This is a genomic window from Tabrizicola oligotrophica (genome assembly GCF_011008935.1).
Classification (GTDB): Bacteria; Pseudomonadota; Alphaproteobacteria; order Rhodobacterales; family Rhodobacteraceae; genus Tabrizicola_A; species Tabrizicola_A oligotrophica.
Window position 1 is genome coordinate 668336 of record NZ_JAAIVJ010000001.1, and the last position, 17071, is coordinate 685406.

Consider the following 17071-nt stretch of genomic DNA (forward strand, 5'->3'; position numbering starts at 1 on the left):
GCCGGCGGGCCATGCCCCGGCCTAAGTTGCTTCAGAGTTCCACCCGCGCCCGGAAAGTCAGGTCGATCCGCCGCGTGCCGCCCTCATCCAGCCGCCGCGCCACCGCGCGCTGGAACGTGACCGACACCAGATGCCCGGTGCCCAACACCATCCCGCCAGCCAGAACCGCCGCCGAGACCGCCGACGCAACGGTTTTGGCGGTCATGAACCCAGCCGCATCACTGATGACGCTGACCGAAAAGCGATGTTCGGCCCCCGCGCCCGAACCATCCGACTGGTCCACCGCCACCTCCGGCCCGATCAGCACGAAAGTTCCCGGCGTCGTGCCGGGCGGCATGGCATCGACCACGCTGACCCCGGCCAGTGCCGGCGCCGCCGTCAGGGCGCCAAAGACCGCCGTCTGCAAAGCTGCCGCTGCCTGATAGCTCATGCCGGCACCTCCTCTCGCGCGAAACAGGTCAGGTATTGGCCGCGCGGGTCGGCCTCGGTGACGGCCAGAATGGTGAACACCCGCGCCCCGTCCCGCAGCCTGTCCTCGGGCCTTGGCCGCGCGCCCGCCCCCACCGGAGCGCCCCGCACCGTGATGCGGTAAGGCGTCTCGGCAACCCGCACCTCCTCGCCCGCCGCTTCTCGGCCCGAGCCGGGCTTCAGCGCGGCCCAGACCACGCCCCGCACTGCCCAGCTCAGGTCAAACCCGCCGGCGCCATCGGCCACCTGCACCGGGCCCTCCAGCACCATGCGGCGATCCAGACGCGGGGAAATCTGGGGCGCGCTCATGCCTTGCCCCCCAGCACCCGCACTGTGCGCCAACGCTCGATCAGCGCCTGCACCGCAAAGGGCAGACCGGCCTGCCCGGCATCGCCCACCTGCCGCACCTCGTAATATTCTGCCGCCAGCAGCATCACCGCCTGCGCCAGATCTGCCGGCACCGCGTCCCAGCTGGCGCCAAAGCCCGCGTCGAACACCACCTCGGCCCGACCGTCCATCGGCACGCCAGGCAACAAGACCCCCACCGCCGCCAGCTTCGGCCGGTGCAGGTCCGGCACCAGCCGGTAGCGGCCCGCGTCAACCGCCGTTGCCGCCTCTGCTGCATCCACCACCGTCACCGAGACGATGCCGCTGACCGGCGCCACCGGCAAAGGCTGCTCCCCCGCCGCCCGCCAATCCTCCAGCACCAGCCTGAAGCGGCGCGCCAGTAGCACCTTGCCGATCCGCCCCTCCACCGCCGCCATCGCAGCCCGCAGATAGGCCTCGATCAGCCCGTCCTGCATCCCGTCTTCGGCAAACCCGGTGCCCAGCCGCAGATGGTCCTTCAACGCCTGAACCGGCAGGCTCGCCCCCGGCACTGTGGTTATTTCCGTCAGCATCATGCCCTTGATCCTCTCCTTCAGCCCCACCATGGACGCGCACCCCGCACCGCTCGGACGGAGGGGAGCAGCTAGGCGGCGCGGTCAATGCCGGCGCGCGCCCATGGGTTCCGCCCCGGTCAGGGGGCGGAACCCGGTGCAATCCCTTACGAGACGGCAACCTTCAGCAGCTTGATCGCCGCATAGTCGGTGATGTCGCCGCCGACGCGCTTGCTGGCGTAGAACAGCACGTTCGGCTTGGCCGAGAACGGGTCGCGCAGGATGCGCAGGTCGGGGCGTTCGGCCACGGTGTAGCCGGCGGCGAAATCGCCAAAGGCGATCGGATAGGTGTTCGCGCCCACATCCGGCATGTCCTCGCAGATCAGCACCGGATAGCCCATCAGCCGGGCCGGCTCGCCCGCCTGCAGGCTGTCGCCCCACATGAAGCGGCCATCGGCATCCTTCATCTTCCGCACCGCACCGGCGGTTTTCGAATTCATGATGAAGGCCCCGTTGGCGCGGTAATCGGCCCCCAGCGCATAGACGAGGTTCACGATGCAATCGGAGGCATTGGTGGTGGCGAAATCCGCCGTGGCCCCGGTCGGGATGTAACCGAGATTGCCCCAGGTCCAGGACGCATTGGCCACCTTGGCCGGCAGCAGGATGCCCTTGGGCTTGTCCACCCCGTCACCATTGATGAAGGCCGCCGCCTCGGCGCGGATGAAGCGCGTGGCGATCTTGCCCGCCAGCCAGCCTTCCACGTCAAAGGCGCTGTCGTCCAGAAGCCGCTGGCTGGCTTTCGGCATCGCCGACAGCTCATGCAGCTTGATCGAGATGCGCTCGATCGTCGGCGTCCCGGTTTCCGCCGTGGCGCCGGTTTCCGTCGCCCAGCCCGAGCCCACTTCCGAACGGTCGATCAGCACGTCGAACGAGGTGGCCTCCACCTGCACCACATTGGCCAAGGCCCTGAGCGACGAAGTCGAGCTCAGCATCGAGCGGATGGTGTCCGCCGTCTGCGGGTCAACCAGATAGCCGCCATCGGCCGCCACCGCCGTCGACATCGCCTTGCCCTCCAGGCTCAGCCCGCGCAGCCCGTCGTCATCACCCGACCGCAAATAGGCGGCAAAGGCCTTCTTGTGCGGCACTTCCACCTCGGCACTGGTGGCCAGTGCGGGGCGGCCAAAGGTCATCTGTTTGCGATCCAGCATGGTCAAACGCTCTTTCTGATGTTGCAGTTCCTGTTTCACTTCACCCTGAAAGCCCTTGAAGGCGTTCAGAAAACCCTCCAGCGCGGTTTTCACTTCCGCACCCGGAGTGAGGGCAGGTTGAAGGGCCGTGATCTCATGGGGCGGCAAAGCCCCACCGGCCCGAGCCTTCGTCTCGGTCATTGATCCATCCTTGAGTTTGGTCGTGAAAGCCGGGCCTAGCGCCCGGAGATTGCCTGCGCCGCCTCGGTCAAGACCTGCGCCAGACTGCGCCAGACATCGGCGTCGGGCCCGTCGCCCTTGGCCGCCACCCGCGCCTCGGGAAGCATCGGGAAGGTGACGAGAGACACCTCCCAAAGCTCCAGCTCCTGCAAAAGGCGCTGCCCCTTGCCGTCGCGTTCCGCCCTGACGGCGCGGTAGCCGATCGACAGCCCGTCAATCGCCCCCGCCGCCAGAAGGGCCGCCGCCTCGCGGCCCTTTTCCACATCGCGCAACAGCCGCCCCTTGACCCAGAGGCCCGTGGCATCCTCGCGCACCTCGTCCCAGATGCCGATCGGCTGGGCCGGGTCATGCTGCCACAGCATCTTCACCGCCCGCCCCCCCGCCGCCAGCCGCTTCAGGCTGGCCGCATAGGCCCCTTTCAGCACCACATCGCCGCCCTGATCGCGCTTGCCGAACAGGCTCGCATAGCCCTCGATCCCGTGGCCATCGACCACCCGCAAGCCCAGTTCCGCCTGCATGTCCTTGCGCTCCAGCATGCCTTGCACCGTCATGTCTCACCTCGCCGATCTATTTCGTGGCCGCCTGAATGACCGCCTCCGCCATCTGCGCCAGCAGAAAGGCCGCGACCCCGTAAACCCCCAGCCAGATGCGCTTTTCCAGCCGCTCCAGCACCGCATCAATCTGGCCCAGACGCCATTCCAACGCGCTCCAACGCTCCTCAGCCACCCGCTCGTTCGCCTCGATCCGAGCCGCCGCTGCGTCAAAACTGTCGTAAAGAAAGCGCGAGCCGCCCTCGCCCGGCTTCCTCACGCCCCCGCGTCCTCCGCCAGCCGCGGCAGACCCAGCAACACCCGCTTTTCCGCCGATGTCAGGAAATCCGCCGCGCCCACCCGCGCCCATTGCTGATCGCGCTCCACCGCCAGCGCCGGGATCTGGTCAAGGTCGGGGCGCAGCTCCACCGCCTCGCCGGTAAAGCCCGACAGCCAATGCGACACCGAGGCCGTGACCCGGCTCACCAGGGGCAGCACCGTCAGCCGGTAGAACGCCCGGTTCGCCTCCTGGTAATTGGCATAGGTCGCATCGCCCGGAATCCCCATCAGCATCGGCGGCACCCCGAAAGCGATGGCAATCTCGCGTGCCGCCGCTTCCTTGGTCTTCTGGAACTCCATGTCCGACGGCGAAAATCCCATCGGCTTCCAATCCAGCCCGCCTTCCAGCAGCATCGGCCGCCCGGCATTGCGCGCGCCCTGATGGTGGCTCTCCATCTCGCTCAACAGCCGGTCATACTGGTCATTGGTCAACTGGCTCTGGCCATCTGCACCCTTGTACACAATCGCCCCCGACGGCCGGGCGGCGTTGTCCAGCAAGGCCTTCGACCAGGCCGAGGCGCTGGTATGCACATCCAGCGCCACCGCTGCCGCCTGCAAGGGGCTAAAGCCGTAGTGGTCGTCCTGCGGATGGAAGGTCTTGATATGGCAGATCGGCTGCACGTCGGGCGAGACCGCAAAGCGGTGCGTCCGCCCACCCACCGTATAGTCATAGGCCACTGGCCAGCCATCCGCCCCCGGCACCAGCGCCATCCGGTCCGAGCGCAGCACATGCAATTCGCCCGGCAGCGCCCCCGCCCCCGGCACTGCCTCCAGATAGGCGTTGCCCGACAGCAGGAGATGGCCATAGACCGCCTCGAACAGCTCCGCCCGCCCCTGCGCCCCGTTCGGACGGCGGATCAGCTCCAGCACCGGATGGCTCTCATAGCGCCGCTCGGCATCCTGCAAGACCAGCGGCAAGGCCGCCGCCGCCTCGGCAATCAGCTTGACCGCGCGAAAGCCGATCGGGTTGCCCTGAAACCCGGTCCGCGCCAGGCTGACCGCATCGCGCGGGCTCCAGGCCACCCGGCCCGACGAGCCGAAGGCGACAACCCGACCCGTGGCCGAGGCCTTGGCCTCGGTCACAAATCCGCCACCCGTGGCCGAGGCCTTCTTCTCGACCGCCACCACCTCCGGCGCGCGCTTCAGGAAATCGAACACCATGTTGCAAAGCTCCTTTGTCGCGCGCCCGTCAAAGGCCCGCCGTTCCCGGCCCCGTCGCCGGGGCGCTTGTCTCGTGATCTGGAAACCACCCTAGCCGGGCAATCCTTAAGGGCGGTTAACCCAGCGTGCGCACCTGCGGGCGGCGATGCCGCAACGCCGGCTCCACCATCAGCTCGGTCAAGGCCCAGACCAGCGCATCCAGCCGGTCGGGGCTTCCCTTGCCCAGATAGCCCTGCGCCGTCATCTGGCACATCTGGTCCTCCAGCGCCGCCAGCCCGCGCACATGCGCCACCCGCCCTTGTTCGTACAGCGCCGAGACCGGCTCCGCCCGCGTCCCCTTGCCCTTGCTGGCGTGCACCGCCTTGATCGGCACCAGCGCATCAATGCTGCGGATGACCTGCGTCACCAATTCGCCGCCCTGATTGACCTCCACCACCAGCCGGTCGGCCCGGTGCCGGTCCATCGCCGCAATCGCCGCCCGCGCCCATGTGTCGGGTGAGGCGCCCCGGACCGAGGCATCCTCCAGCACCACCGCCCGCCAGTCCTGCGGCGGACCCTCCGTCACCGCGCCCACCACGACAATGCCGCATTCATCGCTCGCCCCGCCTGATGTGACCGACGGATCGACCGCCACCACGATGCGGTTGAACGCCGGCAAGACCTCGGCCCGCCGTGCGTCAAGATCGGACGCCTTCCACAAGGCGCCGTCCACTTCCTCGACCAAGAGCCCCTGCAACTCCTGCAAGCCCAGCCGCTGCCCGCCATAGCGCGCCTGCACTTCGGCAAGGAAACTCGCCGCCAGATGGGCGCGGTTGGCCTCGGTGGGCGCATGGGTCGTCACGGTCGAGGGGTTCTTCAGGATCGCCTTCAGTACCTCGACATTCTGCGGCGTCGTCGTCACCACCTGCCGCGGGTTCTCCCCCAGCCGCAGACCGAACTGCAACTGGTCCCAAGCCTCCTGCCCCTTCGGCCATTTCGCCAGCTCATCCGCCCAGGCCGCATCGAACTGCGGCCCGCGCAGGCTGTCGGGGTCATGGGCCGAAAACACCTGCGCCACCGCACCGTTCGGCCATTCCAGCCGCCGCCGCGTTGCCTGCCAGACCGGGCGGCGGTCGGGGGGCGAGCAGGCGAGTATCCCGCTCTCGCCCATCACCATCACCTCGCGCACCTGATCCACCGTCTCGCCGACCAGCGCCACCCGCCGCGCCCGTCCCGGCGCCAGGGGCGTCGCGCCCTCCACCTCGGCCCGCACCCATTCGGCCCCGGCGCGGGTCTTGCCCGCCCCGCGCCCGCCCATGATGACCCAGGTTTTCCACACGCCCTCGGGCGGTACCTGATGCGGCAAGGCCCAGAACTCGAACAGCCACGGCAACGCCATCAGCGCATTGTCGCTGAGCCCGCCCAGAAACGCCTCAACCTGTTCCGGCGTCGCGCAGGCGAGCCAGGCGGCGCCCGATTTCATCCCGCGCGGCGTCCAGGTCGAACTCTCCGGTTCCCTGAGCCCCGGCAACTTGTTTGCGGAGTTTTTCAACGCGGTTCCCTTCCTCGATTGCCAAAGCCACCGCCACCTTCAGCCCCTTGATGCAATCGGTGCTGTCCTTGATCCGGCCGAACTCCCCGGCCTTGATCGCCTGAACGGTGATGGCGAGTGTCTCTGCGGCTTCCCTGAGCCAATCCTCGGTGATCGCCAGCATGTCTGCCGGCGGCTTGCCCCCAGTGGAGAAGTTGATCGTCATGTCAGCTGGCTGCCCTCCCATGCCCCCTGCACGAGCGAAATGAAAAAGCGGCCCAAGGGTTGCCCCCGGCCGCTTGCCCACCTCTCCTAGCATGACAGGGACACTACATCAGAGCGCCCGCAGAGTCAAAGTAAATCCGTTCTATAACAAAGGCTTGGCGCGCGCGCCGTTAACCTTCCCTCAACCCGGAGCACCTCAGTTGCCCTCGACCGCCGGCTCGGCCGCCTTCTGCTGCGCCTCGATCTCGCGCCATTTGGCGACGTTTTCGTTATGCGCCTCCAGCGTGGCGGCAAAGGCATGGCCACCCGTGCCATCGGCCACGAAGTAAAGAAAATCCGTGGTTTCCGGGTTCAGCGCCGCTTCGATCGCCGCACGCCCCGGATTGGCAATCGGTCCCGGCGGCAGGCCGTCGATGACATAGGTGTTATAGGGCGTCTCGCGCCGCAACTCGCTCTGCCGCAACCCCCGCCCCAGCACGCCCTCGCCCTTGGTGATGCCGTAGATCACCGTCGGGTCGGTCTGCAGCTTCATCCCCTGCCGCAGGCGGTTGACAAAGACGCTGGCCACCCGGCCCCGCTCCTCGGCCACCCCGGTTTCCTTCTCCACGATCGAGGCCATGACCATCGCCGCCTCCGGCGTGTCATAGGGCAGATCGGCGGCCCGGCTGGCCCACAAATCGGCGACGATGCGGGCCTGCCGCTCGGTCATTTCGGCAATCAGCGCCGCCCTGTCCGCACCGCGATCCACCTCATAGCTGTCGGGCGCCAAAGCCCCTTCCGGCGGGACGCCCTCGATCTTGCCGTCCAGAAAATCGGCCCGCTTCAGCCCCTCGACCACTTGCCAGCTGGTCACACCCTCGGCTACCGTGATGCGCCAGCGCATGTCATCAGCGGTCGAGGCCTCGACATATTCCGCAGGCACCGCCTCGGCCGCCGGATCGAACTTCACCACCTCGACATAGCGGTTCGTCGTCGCGTCCAGCTCGCGCAGCACCACATCGGTGGTCGCCACGCTGATGCGGAAGTTCACTTCGCGCCCGCAGGTCGATTGCCCGCCCGCCGTCAGCTGGTCGATCACCTCGGCCATCGACGATCCGGGCTGGATCAGATAGCTGCCGAATTTCAAAAGCCCGCCCTTGTCGGAATACTCCGCCCCGATGCGGAAGATGCGGGCATCGCTGACCGCGCCCTGATCCTCCAGCGCCCGGCTGACCTGGCTCAGCGAGGCCCCGCGCTCCACCTTGAAGCAGACCGCCTGCACCAGCGGCCCCGGCCCGGTATAGGCTTGCCGCCCCCAGGCCAGAAGCCCCGCCGCCACGATCAAGAGCAGGATGAAGAACGTCAGCGCGTTCGAGGCGACCGCCCGCCACATGGCTTATTTCACCCGGCCCAGCACAAGGCTGGCATTGGTGCCGCCAAAGCCGAACGAATTCGACAGCGCCACGTCGATCTTGCGCTTCACCGCCTTCAACGGCGCAAGGTCAAGCTTCGGCTGCACTGCCGGAGTGTCAAGGTTGATCGTCGGCGGCGCCACCTGATCGCGGATCGCCAGCACGCAGAAGATCGCTTCCACCGCGCCTGCCGCCCCCAGAAGGTGCCCGATCGACGACTTGGTCGACGACATCGTCGCCTTGCCCGCCGCATCGCCCAAAAGCCGCTCCACCGCACCCAGCTCGATCGTGTCGGCCATGGTCGAAGTGCCATGGGCGTTGATGTAATCCACATCCGCCGGCGCAATCCCGGCCCGCTTCAGCGCCATCGTCATGCTGCGGAACCCGCCGTCGCCATCTTCCGACGGCGCGGTGATGTGATAGGCATCGCCCGACATGCCATAGCCCAGCACCTCGGCATAGATCTTCGCGCCGCGCGCGCGGGCGTGCTCGTATTCCTCCAGCACCACCACGCCCGCGCCCTCGCCCATCACGAACCCGTCGCGGTCGGCGTCATAGGGCCGGCTGGCCTTCTGCGGCTCGTCCGGGCGCTTGGTCGACAGCGCCTTGCAGGCGTTGAACCCGGCAATCCCGATCTCCGAAATCGGCGCCTCGGCACCGCCCGCCACCATCACATCGGCATCGCCAAAGGCGATCATCCGCGCCGCATCGCCAATGGCATGCGCGCCGGTCGAGCAGGCCGTCACCACCGCGTGGTTCGGCCCCTTGAAGCCAAAGCGGATGGAAACCTGCCCCGACACCAGATTGATAAGACTGCCCGGAATGAAGAAGGGCGAGACCCGCTTCGGCCCCTTTTCCTTGATCAGCACCGCGGTATCGGCAATCGTCGACAGCCCGCCGATGCCCGAGCCGATCATCACCCCGGTCCGGTGCCGGTCTTCCTCGGTCGCCGGCTCCCAGCCGGAATCCTTCACCGCCTGCGTCGCGGCGGCCATGCCGTACAGGATGAAGTCATCCACCTTGCGGCGGTCCTTCGGCTCCATCCAGTCATCGGGATTGAACGTGCCGTCCGAGCCATCGCCAAAGGGGATCTCGCAGGCATATTGCGTCACCACGTTCGCGGCATCGAACCGCGTGATCGGCCCCGCGCCGGATTGCCCCGCAATCAGGCGGCTCCAGGTTTCTTCCACTCCGCAAGCCAGCGGCGTGACCATCCCCAGACCCGTGACCACCACTCGACGCATTCTGCCCCTCCTGCCTTCAAGGCGTTTCTGATTTTCCGTGTTACACGCAGCCCCCCCACTTCGCAACCGTGGCCGGGGGCCGGGCGGCACCATTGCGCCGCGGTGGCAAGGGGCGCGGTCGCGGCGATTTGCGACGACGTTTCCCCGGCTTGCGCCGGTTCACGCGATGCCGCCCTCCGCTGCCCCGGCCCTCCGTGACCGCAGTTTCGCTTGCAAAGTCGCCGCCGGCGCGCTAAATGAATGAACGTTCATTCCCGGAAAGCCAGACTCAGCCATCGCCATGACCACCGCCATCGCCGCCAAAAGTGACCACCGTCCCGCCGAGATCCTGTCCCGCGTCCGCAGCGCCTTTGCTGAAAAGGGCTTTGACGGGGCTTCGATGCAAGACCTCGCCCGCGCCGCCGGGATGAGCGTCGGCAACTTCTACCGCTACTTCCCCTCCAAGGCTGCCATCGTCGAGGCCCTCATCGCCCTTGACCTCGCCGACATGGAGGCCGACTTCCTGACGGTGCTGCAATCACCCACCCCGATGGTTGCCCTGCGCGAGCTGATGCGGCAACGCCTGCTGGAAAAGCAATGCCGGGCCGACGGCCAGCTCTGGGCCGAAATCACCGCCGCGGCGCTGCGCAAGCCCGACATCTGCCAGGCCGCCTGCGCCATGGAAACCCAGATTGCCAGCTACCTCAACCGCGTCTTCGCCGCCGAAACCGGCCTGACCGAGGCTGAAATCGCGGCCCGCTTCCCGGCCCACGCGGCCTTTGCGATCACCATGTTCAAATCCGCCGCCATGCTGCCGCCGCAGGCCGCACCGATCCGCGACGACCTGACCGCGCTCATCCAGCGTTCCATCGACATTGCCATGGGCGAGATCCTCGCCGCCAAGAAAGCCTGATCCGCCATGCGCCGTTCCCTCGCCCTCCTGCTGACCCTTGCCGCCCAGCCGCTCTGGGCCGAAGCGGCCACACCCGACGCCGCGCAAACCATCCCTGCTCCGCATATCACTGTGGCCACCGTGGAAACCCGCCCGCTGCGCGATGTCATCATCGCCTCCGGCCTGATCGGCGCCGTCGAGCAGGTGCAGGTCGCCCCCCTTGTCGAAGGCCAGCCGATCGAGGAACTTCTCGCCGATGTCGGCGATCAGGTGCAGGCCGGTCAGGTGCTGGCGCGGCTCTCCACCTCGACGCTGACCTTGCAAAAGGCCCAGCTCAACGCCTCGCTTGCCGCTGCCCGCGCCGCGGTGCCGCAGGCCGAGGCGCAGGCCGACGAGGCGGTGCGCGTCGCCACCCGCACCGAAACGCTGCTGAAACAGGGCACCGCATCGCAGGCCAATGCCGACAAGGCCAACGCCACTGCGATCAGCGCCACGCAGGCGCTGGAAGCCGCCCGCGCCAACCTCGCGCTGGTCGAGGCCCAGCTGGCCAACGTCGACCTCATGCTGGCGCGGACCGAGGTGAAGGCCCCGGTCGCCGGCGAAATCACCGCCCGCACCGCGCAGGTCGGCACCATCGCCTCCGCCGCGCAGCCGATGTTTGCCATGATCCGCGACAACGCGCTGGAACTGCGCGCCGATGTGGCCGAAGGCGACGTGTTGCGCCTTGCCCCCGGCCAGCCCGTCACCCTGCAGCTCGCCGGCGACCGCACCACCCGCAAGGGCACGGTCCGCCTTGTCGAACCCGCCATCGACACGGCCACCCGCATGGGCCGCGTCCGCATCACCATCGACGAGGCAGAGGGCGTCCGCCCCGGCATGTATGCCATGGCCGAAATCCTTGTCGCCGAACTCACCGCCACCGCCGCCCCGATCACCGCGCTCGGCATCTCGCCCGAAGGTCCGATCGTCCTGAAAGTCTCCGGCGACACCGCCCGGCAGATCACCGTGCAGACCGGCATCCGTGATGCGGGCTGGGTCGAGATTTCCGCAGGCCTGCAACCGGGCGACCGCATTGTCGCCAAGGCCGGCGCCTTCGTCCGCGACGGCGACCGCATCACCCCGGTCGCGGCAAAGGAGTAGCGCCATGAACTTCTCGGCCTGGGCCATCAAGAACCCCGTCGCGCCGCTTCTGGCGTTCTTCATGCTGATGCTGCTCGGCTGGCAATCCTTCACCAGCCTGCCCGTCACCCGTTTTCCGAACATCGACATCCCCGTCGTCGCCGTCACCGTCGCCCAGCCCGGCGCCGCCCCGGCCGAGATGGAAACCCAGATCACCAAGAAGATCGAAGACGCCGTCGCCGGCCTCACAGGGGCCAAGAACATCACCTCCACCATCTCGGACGGGGTTTCCACCACCGCCATCGAATTCCGCATGGAGGTTGCCACCGACAAGGCCGTGCAGGACACCAAGGACGCCATCGACCGCATCCGCGGCGATCTGCCCGCCTCGATCGAAGCCCCCATCGTGACCCGCGTCGATGTCGAAGGCCAGGCGATCATGACCTTCGCCGTCACCGCCCCCGACATGACGCTCGAGGAAGTCAGCTGGTTTGTCGATGACACCATCATCCGCGCCCTGCAGGGCCGCCCCGGCGTCGGCAAGGTCGAACGCTATGGCGGTGCCGACCGCGAGGTGCGCGTGGCACTCGATCCGGTCAAGCTGGAAAGCTTCGGCATCACCGCCACCACGGTTTCGAACCAGCTCAAGCTGACCAACACCAATGTCGGCGGCGGCAAGGCCGAAATCGGCACGGCCGAGCAGGCAATCCGCACTTTGGGCGATGCGCAAACCGTCGAGGCTCTGGCCGACACCCCCATCGCCCTGCCCGGCGGCCGCCATGTGCGCCTTGCCGATCTGGGCGAGGTGGTGGACGGCTATCAGGACCTCAAATCCTTCTCGCGCCTCAACGGCGATCAGGTGGTGACCTTCGCGGTGTTCCGCGCCAAGGGCGCCTCCGAAGTGTCGGTGGCCGAGACCGTCACTGAAACCCTCGACACCCTGCGCGCCGAGCATCCCTCGGTCGGCATCACCGTGGTCGACGAGACGGTGTTCTACACCTATGGCAACTACGAAAGCGCCATTCACACCCTGATCGAAGGCTCGATCCTTGCGGTTCTGGTGGTCTTCGCCTTCCTCCGGAACTGGCGCGCCACGCTCATCACTGCCGTCGCCCTGCCGCTTTCGGCGGTGCCGACTTTCCTCATCATGGACCTCTTGGGCTTTTCGCTGAACCTTGTCAGCTTCCTTGCCATCACGCTGGCGACCGGCATCCTAGTCGACGATGCCATTGTCGAGATCGAGAACATCGCCCGCCACATCCGCATGGGCAAGACCCCCTACCGCGCCGCGATCGACGCCGCCGACGAGATCGGTCTTGCCGTCATCGCCACCACCTTCACCATCATCGCGGTCTTCGTGCCGGTCAGCTTCATGGCCGGCATTCCGGGGCAGTATTTCCGCCAGTTCGGCCTGACCGTCGCGATTGCCGTCGGCTTTTCGCTTCTGGTTGCGCGCCTCATCACCCCGATGATGGCCGCCTATCTGATGTCAGCCAAGGACGCCAATGCCGGCCACCACGAGGGCGAAACCGACGGCCCGGTGATGAGCCGCTATCTGGCCTTCGTGAACCGCTCGATCCGCGGCGGGATCAGACTGCCGCGCACCAACTGGAAGCTGCCCAGCTACTTTGTCACCCTGATTTCGGCCATCGGCGTGCTGATCGTCTCGGTCTATTTCATGCTGCAGGTCCCTCCTTCCTTCCTGCCGCCCGAGGACGTCAGCCGCATTTCGGTTTCGGTCGAACTGCCCCCCGGCTCCAGCCTTGAAAGCACCGACCGCACCACGCAGGACATCACCGCCGCCATCAAGGACATCGAAGGCGTGCGCGATGTGTTCGTGCTGGGCGGCTCCTCGCCGCGCGGCGAGCTGGACATCCGCCGCGCCTCGGTTGCCGTCGTGCTGGACCGGCTCGACCACTCGCTCTTGCGCCGGGTCTCGGAAATCGGCAACCGCATTCCGGTCCTGTCGCTGCTGGTGCCTACGGTGGAAAACCACGGCCGCATCCGCAGCCAGAAGGAAATCGAGGTCGAGATCTTCGACCGCCTCGCCACCATCCCCGATATCCGGGCGCTGAAGCTGAATGACCGGGGCGAGCGCGACATTTCCTATTCGGTCTTGGCCGCCAATGACGCCGACCTGACCGCCGCCGTCACTGCGCTGGAAACCGCGCTGCGCGGCGAGCCGACGCTGACCGGCCTCACCTCCGAAGGCGCCCTGCCGCGCCCCGAAGTGCAGGTGACGCCCCGCCCTGACGAGGCCGCCCGCCTTGGCGTTTCCGCCGCCGCCATCGCCCAGACCCTGCGCATCGCCACCATCGGCGATCTGGATGCGGCGCTGGCGCAACTCGCCATCGACGACCGGCTGATCCCGGTCCGGGTGCAACTTGCCAACGTCAGCCGCGAAGACCTGCACCGCATTGCGGCCTTGAAGGTCCAGACTACAACCGGCGCGCTGGTGCCGCTTTCGGCCGTGGCCGACGTGACCATCGGCGAAGGCCCGGCCACAGTGAAACGGCTGAACCGCGAACGGCAGGCCATCATCGGCGCCTCGCTGCCAATGGGCGTGGCGCTTGGCACCGCCAAGGAGCGCTTCAACGAGATCGTTGCCGCCACCCCGCTGCCAAAGGGCGTCACGGTCAAGGAATCCGGCGATGCCGAGGTGCAGGCCGAGCTGATGACCTCCTTCGGGCAGGCGATGATCATGGGCCTGATGCTGGTGCTGACCGTGCTGATCCTGCTCTTTGGCTCGGTCATCCAGCCCTTCACCATCCTTCTGTCACTGCCCCTCGCCATCGGCGGTGTCGCCGCGGCGCTGATCCTCACCGGATCGGCCCTGTCGATGCCGGTCCTCATCGGCATCCTGATGCTGATGGGCATCGTGACCAAGAACGCCATCCTGCTGATCGACTTCATCATCGAGATGCGCGCCCGTGGCTTCGACCGCTTTCAGGCGGTGATCGAGGCCGGCCACAAGCGCGCCCAGCCCATCGTGATGACCTCCATCGCCATGTCGGCGGGCATGCTGCCTTCGGCGCTTGGCGTCGGTGAAGGCGGTGCCTTCCGCGCCCCCATGGCGACGGCGGTGATCGGCGGCATCATCGTCTCGACTGTGCTGTCGCTCGTGGTGGTGCCGTCCTTCTATCTCATCATGGACGACCTCTCGCGGCTGGTGAGCAAGCTGTTTTCCCGCGTCATCGCCGAGAAAGAGGACGAATCCGCCCCCCCCACCCCCGAAGCGCTCGCCGCCCAGATCGCCGCGCTGGAGGCCGGTCAGGCCGAGCTGCGCTCCCGAATGGGCGTGACTCTGCGGGCGGCAGAATAAGCGGGATCGGCAAGGCAGGCCGAGGTTCGCCGGTTCAGGGCTGAACCTCCGCCTGCCGTCCCGTCGCCCTCCCCGCCGGAAATTCCCTTCCTCTCCCCCAAATTCGCGCCGGCTGCGGCCATTCGGGCCCGCACAGGGCTTGACAGGGCACGCCGCAATATGACACCGATGTCATGACACCGATGTCACCGACTCGAACAGGGAGGGTTCGATGGCGACGATCTATGACGTTGCGCGTTTGGCCGGGGTTTCGCCAAAGACGGTCAGCCGCGTGCTGAACGCCGATGGCCCCGTGGGCGAAAAGACCCGCGAGGCGGTTGAAAAGGCCATGCGCGAGCTGGGCTATGTCCGTTCGAATGCCGCGCGGATGATGCGCGCCCAGAAGTCGGGCATCATCGGGCTGATTACCGGGGCAATCTCGACCCGAAACCAGCCCTCCATCCAGCAGGGCCTTCCCGACCTCTTCATCGTGCAGGGCATCCAGCGGGCGCTGGAAAGCTCGGGGACGACGCTGATGATCGCCGATACCGCAGGTCGCAATGAACGCGTCCCCCACCTGATCGACACCTTCCTGTCGCACCGCGTCGAAGGCCTGATCTATGTCGCGGAATACCATCAGGAAGTCAGCCTTCCCGCCCTGCCCGACGACACGCCGCTTGTGCTGGCCAACTGCTTCGACAGCCGCGGCACGCCCGCGGTGCTGCCTGACGACCGCCGGCTTCAGGCCGATCTGGTGCGCCGGCTGATTGCGGCGGGCCATCGCCGCATCGCCTTTCTGGCCCTGCGCCCCGACATGGTGGCCGGCCGCCTGCGCCCCTTTGGCTACCGCGACGCGCTGGCCGAGGCCGGGCTGCCCTTCGACCCCCTGCTTCTGGCACACGTCGATTTCGACCAGGCCGAGATCGGCCCGCAGGTTCTGTGGGACACGATTGACCGGATGCTGCGGCTGGACAGCCCGCCCACGGTGCTGTGTTGCGGCAACGACCAGATGGCGATGATGGTCTACGGCATCCTGCGCTCGATGGGCCGCAAGGTGCCGGACGAGATCGGGGTCGCGGGCTTCGACAATTACCGCGTGATCGCGGAAACGCTCTACCCGCCGCTGACGACGGTCGAGCTGCCCTACACCGCGATAGGCGCGCGCACTGGCGAGCGGCTCTTGCAGCTGATCGCCGGCGAAAGCCGCGAAGCTGGCCCGACCCTTGTGGCCGGTCCCGTCTACTGGCGCGCCTCGGTCAACGAGCGGCGCCCCGAAAATGTCTTGGCTTTCAGGAACCTGAGGGAGGAAAACGAATGAAGGTCTTCAAACTGGCGGCATCCGCCGCAATCCTTGCATGGGCTTCGGCCGCCCAGGCGCAGACCCCGCTGACCATGTGGTATCACGGGGCCGGAAACGAGGTCGAAAGCAAGATCATCACCCAGATCATCACCGATTTCAACGCCAGCCAGTCCGACTGGAAGGTGGAGCTGCAAAGCTTCCCGCAAGCGGCCTACAATGACTCGGTCGTCGCCGGCGCCCTGGCGGGCAACCTGCCCGACATCCTCGATGTCGACGGACCGAACATGCCGAACTGGGCCTGGGCGGGCTATCTGCAGCCCTTGCAGATCGACGACAGCCGGATCGCCACCTTCCTGCCGGGCACCAAGGGCATGTGGAACGGACAGCTCTATTCCATCGGGCTTTGGGATGCCGCCGTGGCGCTGGTCACGCGCCAGTCCACGCTGGACGAGCTGGGCCTGCGCGCGCCCACGCTCGACCAGCCCTGGACCGGTGACGAGTTCATGGCGGCCCTCGATGCGGCCAAGGCGGCCGGCAAGTGGGACTATCCGCTTGACCTCGGCATGGCCTGGACCGGGGAATGGTATCCCTATGCCTTCTCGCCCTTCCTGCAATCCTTCGGTGGCGACATCATCGACCGCTCGACCTACCAGACGGCAGAAGGCGCGCTGAACGGCGATGCGGCGCTGGCGTTCGGCGACTGGTGGCAGGGGCTGTTCCAGAACGGCTATGCCCAGGCGACCCAGGACCCGGCCGACCGGGATGGCGGTTTTGCGGCAGGCAAATACGCCTTCTCGTGGAACGGCAACTGGGCGGCCCTTGGCGCGCTTTCGGCCTTTGACGACACCGTGTTCCTGCCCGCGCCCGATTTCGGCACCGGCGCGAAAATCGGGGCGGCAAGCTGGCAGTTCGGGGTTTCGGCCAGTTCGAAACATCCCGAAGGCGCGGCCGCCTTCATCGAATTTGCCTTGCAGGACAAGTATCTTGCCGACTTTTCGAATGGCATCGGCCTGATCCCCGCCAGCCCGACCGCCGCAGAAATGGTCGACACCTACAAGGCGGGCGGCCCGCTGTCGGTCTTTGTGGCCTATTCGGCCAGCCAGGGCCTCGTGCGTCCGGTGACGCCGGGCTACGTCGTGCAGGCCAAGGTCTTTGAAAAGGCGCTGGCCGATATCGCCAATGGCGCCGACGTGGCGGCGACGCTCGATGCGGCGGTGGACGAGATCAACGCCGACATCGGCAAGAACAACGGCTACGGCCACTGAGGCCGCCCCGGCCCCGGGACATGCCGGGGCCGGCATTCCTCC

16 protein-coding genes are annotated in these 17071 nt (G+C 67.2%); 5 read left to right on the forward strand and 11 right to left on the reverse strand.

Annotated features, from left to right (window positions below):
• Positions 1-31 precede the first annotated feature (31 nt).
• The 11 genes from G4Z14_RS03240 to fabF form a co-directional block, all read right to left on the reverse strand.
• Entirely contained in the window at positions 32-430 is a 399-nt protein-coding gene (locus G4Z14_RS03240) for a DUF3168 domain-containing protein (RefSeq protein ID WP_164623300.1), read from the reverse strand.
• Positions 427-777: a head-tail adaptor protein gene (locus tag G4Z14_RS03245; protein WP_164623301.1), complete on the reverse strand. Its 351-nt coding sequence runs from the start codon at positions 775-777 to the stop codon at positions 427-429. The genes G4Z14_RS03240 and G4Z14_RS03245 overlap by 4 nt, the downstream gene beginning before the upstream one ends.
• Positions 774-1370: a head-tail connector protein gene (locus G4Z14_RS03250; protein WP_164623302.1), complete on the reverse strand. Its 597-nt coding sequence runs from the start codon at positions 1368-1370 to the stop codon at positions 774-776. The genes G4Z14_RS03245 and G4Z14_RS03250 overlap by 4 nt, the downstream gene beginning before the upstream one ends.
• Positions 1371-1513: 143 nt before the next feature.
• Complete coding sequence (locus tag G4Z14_RS03255) at positions 1514-2734, reverse strand: phage major capsid protein (RefSeq protein ID WP_164623303.1); 1221 nt, start codon at positions 2732-2734, stop codon at positions 1514-1516.
• A 35-nt stretch (positions 2735-2769) separates the two neighbouring features.
• Positions 2770-3324 carry an HK97 family phage prohead protease gene (locus G4Z14_RS03260; protein ID WP_164623304.1) on the reverse strand — a complete coding sequence of 185 codons (555 nt, stop codon included), beginning with the start codon at positions 3322-3324 and terminating at the stop codon, positions 2770-2772.
• Between the two features lie 16 nt (positions 3325-3340).
• Positions 3341-3583, reverse strand: a complete 243-nt coding sequence (locus G4Z14_RS03265; RefSeq protein ID WP_164623305.1) for a GTA head formation protein, RCAP_rcc01685 family — start codon at positions 3581-3583, stop codon at positions 3341-3343.
• Positions 3580-4803 carry a phage portal protein gene (locus G4Z14_RS03270; protein ID WP_164623306.1) on the reverse strand — a complete coding sequence of 408 codons (1224 nt, stop codon included), beginning with the start codon at positions 4801-4803 and terminating at the stop codon, positions 3580-3582. Before G4Z14_RS03270 ends, G4Z14_RS03265 begins: the two co-directional genes overlap by 4 nt.
• A gap of 115 nt (positions 4804-4918) precedes the next feature.
• A complete protein-coding gene (locus G4Z14_RS03275) occupies positions 4919-6265 on the reverse strand; it encodes a DNA-packaging protein (RefSeq protein ID WP_164623307.1) in 1347 nt (448 codons plus the stop codon).
• Positions 6216-6539, reverse strand: a complete 324-nt coding sequence (locus G4Z14_RS03280) for a hypothetical protein (protein ID WP_164623308.1) — start codon at positions 6537-6539, stop codon at positions 6216-6218. Before G4Z14_RS03280 ends, G4Z14_RS03275 begins: the two co-directional genes overlap by 50 nt.
• Positions 6540-6734: 195 nt before the next feature.
• Complete coding sequence (gene mltG, locus G4Z14_RS03285) at positions 6735-7910, reverse strand: endolytic transglycosylase MltG (protein WP_164623309.1); 1176 nt, start codon at positions 7908-7910, stop codon at positions 6735-6737.
• A 3-nt stretch (positions 7911-7913) separates the two neighbouring features.
• On the reverse strand, positions 7914-9173 hold the full coding sequence (fabF, locus tag G4Z14_RS03290) for a beta-ketoacyl-ACP synthase II (protein WP_164623310.1): 1260 nt from the start codon (positions 9171-9173) through the stop codon (positions 7914-7916).
• A 280-nt stretch (positions 9174-9453) separates the two neighbouring features.
• On the opposite strand from fabF, the gene G4Z14_RS03295 reads away from it, so the two are divergent.
• The 5 genes from G4Z14_RS03295 (at position 9454) to G4Z14_RS03315 (ending at position 17029) form a co-directional block, all read left to right on the forward strand.
• Positions 9454-10065, forward strand: coding sequence for a TetR/AcrR family transcriptional regulator (locus G4Z14_RS03295; protein WP_164623311.1), 612 nt, complete (start codon positions 9454-9456; stop codon positions 10063-10065).
• Between the two features lie 6 nt (positions 10066-10071).
• A complete protein-coding gene (locus G4Z14_RS03300) occupies positions 10072-11184 on the forward strand; it encodes an efflux RND transporter periplasmic adaptor subunit (RefSeq protein ID WP_164623312.1) in 1113 nt (370 codons plus the stop codon).
• A gap of 4 nt (positions 11185-11188) precedes the next feature.
• Positions 11189-14485: an efflux RND transporter permease subunit gene (locus G4Z14_RS03305; RefSeq protein ID WP_164623313.1), complete on the forward strand. Its 3297-nt coding sequence runs from the start codon at positions 11189-11191 to the stop codon at positions 14483-14485.
• A gap of 211 nt (positions 14486-14696) precedes the next feature.
• Complete coding sequence (locus G4Z14_RS03310) at positions 14697-15782, forward strand: LacI family DNA-binding transcriptional regulator (RefSeq protein WP_164623314.1); 1086 nt, start codon at positions 14697-14699, stop codon at positions 15780-15782.
• Entirely contained in the window at positions 15779-17029 is a 1251-nt protein-coding gene (locus G4Z14_RS03315) for an extracellular solute-binding protein (RefSeq protein WP_164623315.1), read from the forward strand. The genes G4Z14_RS03310 and G4Z14_RS03315 overlap by 4 nt, the downstream gene beginning before the upstream one ends.
• Positions 17030-17071 lie beyond the last annotated feature (42 nt).

Coding starts and splice junctions, on each gene's coding strand:
- G4Z14_RS03240 (WP_164623300.1), bottom strand. CDS start 430: ATGAGCTATCAGGCAGCGGCAGCTTTGCAGACGGCGGTCTTTGGCGCC.
- G4Z14_RS03245 (WP_164623301.1), bottom strand. CDS start 777: ATGAGCGCGCCCCAGATTTCCCCGCGTCTGGATCGCCGCATGGTGCTG.
- G4Z14_RS03250 (WP_164623302.1), bottom strand. CDS start 1,370: ATGATGCTGACGGAAATAACCACAGTGCCGGGGGCGAGCCTGCCGGTT.
- G4Z14_RS03255 (WP_164623303.1), bottom strand. CDS start 2,734: ATGACCGAGACGAAGGCTCGGGCCGGTGGGGCTTTGCCGCCCCATGAG.
- G4Z14_RS03260 (WP_164623304.1), bottom strand. CDS start 3,324: ATGACGGTGCAAGGCATGCTGGAGCGCAAGGACATGCAGGCGGAACTG.
- G4Z14_RS03270 (WP_164623306.1), bottom strand. CDS start 4,803: ATGGTGTTCGATTTCCTGAAGCGCGCGCCGGAGGTGGTGGCGGTCGAG.
- G4Z14_RS03275 (WP_164623307.1), bottom strand. CDS start 6,265: ATGAAATCGGGCGCCGCCTGGCTCGCCTGCGCGACGCCGGAACAGGTT.
- G4Z14_RS03280 (WP_164623308.1), bottom strand. CDS start 6,539: ATGACGATCAACTTCTCCACTGGGGGCAAGCCGCCGGCAGACATGCTG.
- mltG (WP_164623309.1), bottom strand. CDS start 7,910: ATGTGGCGGGCGGTCGCCTCGAACGCGCTGACGTTCTTCATCCTGCTC.
- fabF (WP_164623310.1), bottom strand. CDS start 9,173: ATGCGTCGAGTGGTGGTCACGGGTCTGGGGATGGTCACGCCGCTGGCT.
- G4Z14_RS03295 (WP_164623311.1), top strand. CDS start 9,454: ATGACCACCGCCATCGCCGCCAAAAGTGACCACCGTCCCGCCGAGATC.
- G4Z14_RS03300 (WP_164623312.1), top strand. CDS start 10,072: ATGCGCCGTTCCCTCGCCCTCCTGCTGACCCTTGCCGCCCAGCCGCTC.
- G4Z14_RS03305 (WP_164623313.1), top strand. CDS start 11,189: ATGAACTTCTCGGCCTGGGCCATCAAGAACCCCGTCGCGCCGCTTCTG.
- G4Z14_RS03310 (WP_164623314.1), top strand. CDS start 14,697: ATGGCGACGATCTATGACGTTGCGCGTTTGGCCGGGGTTTCGCCAAAG.
- G4Z14_RS03315 (WP_164623315.1), top strand. CDS start 15,779: ATGAAGGTCTTCAAACTGGCGGCATCCGCCGCAATCCTTGCATGGGCT.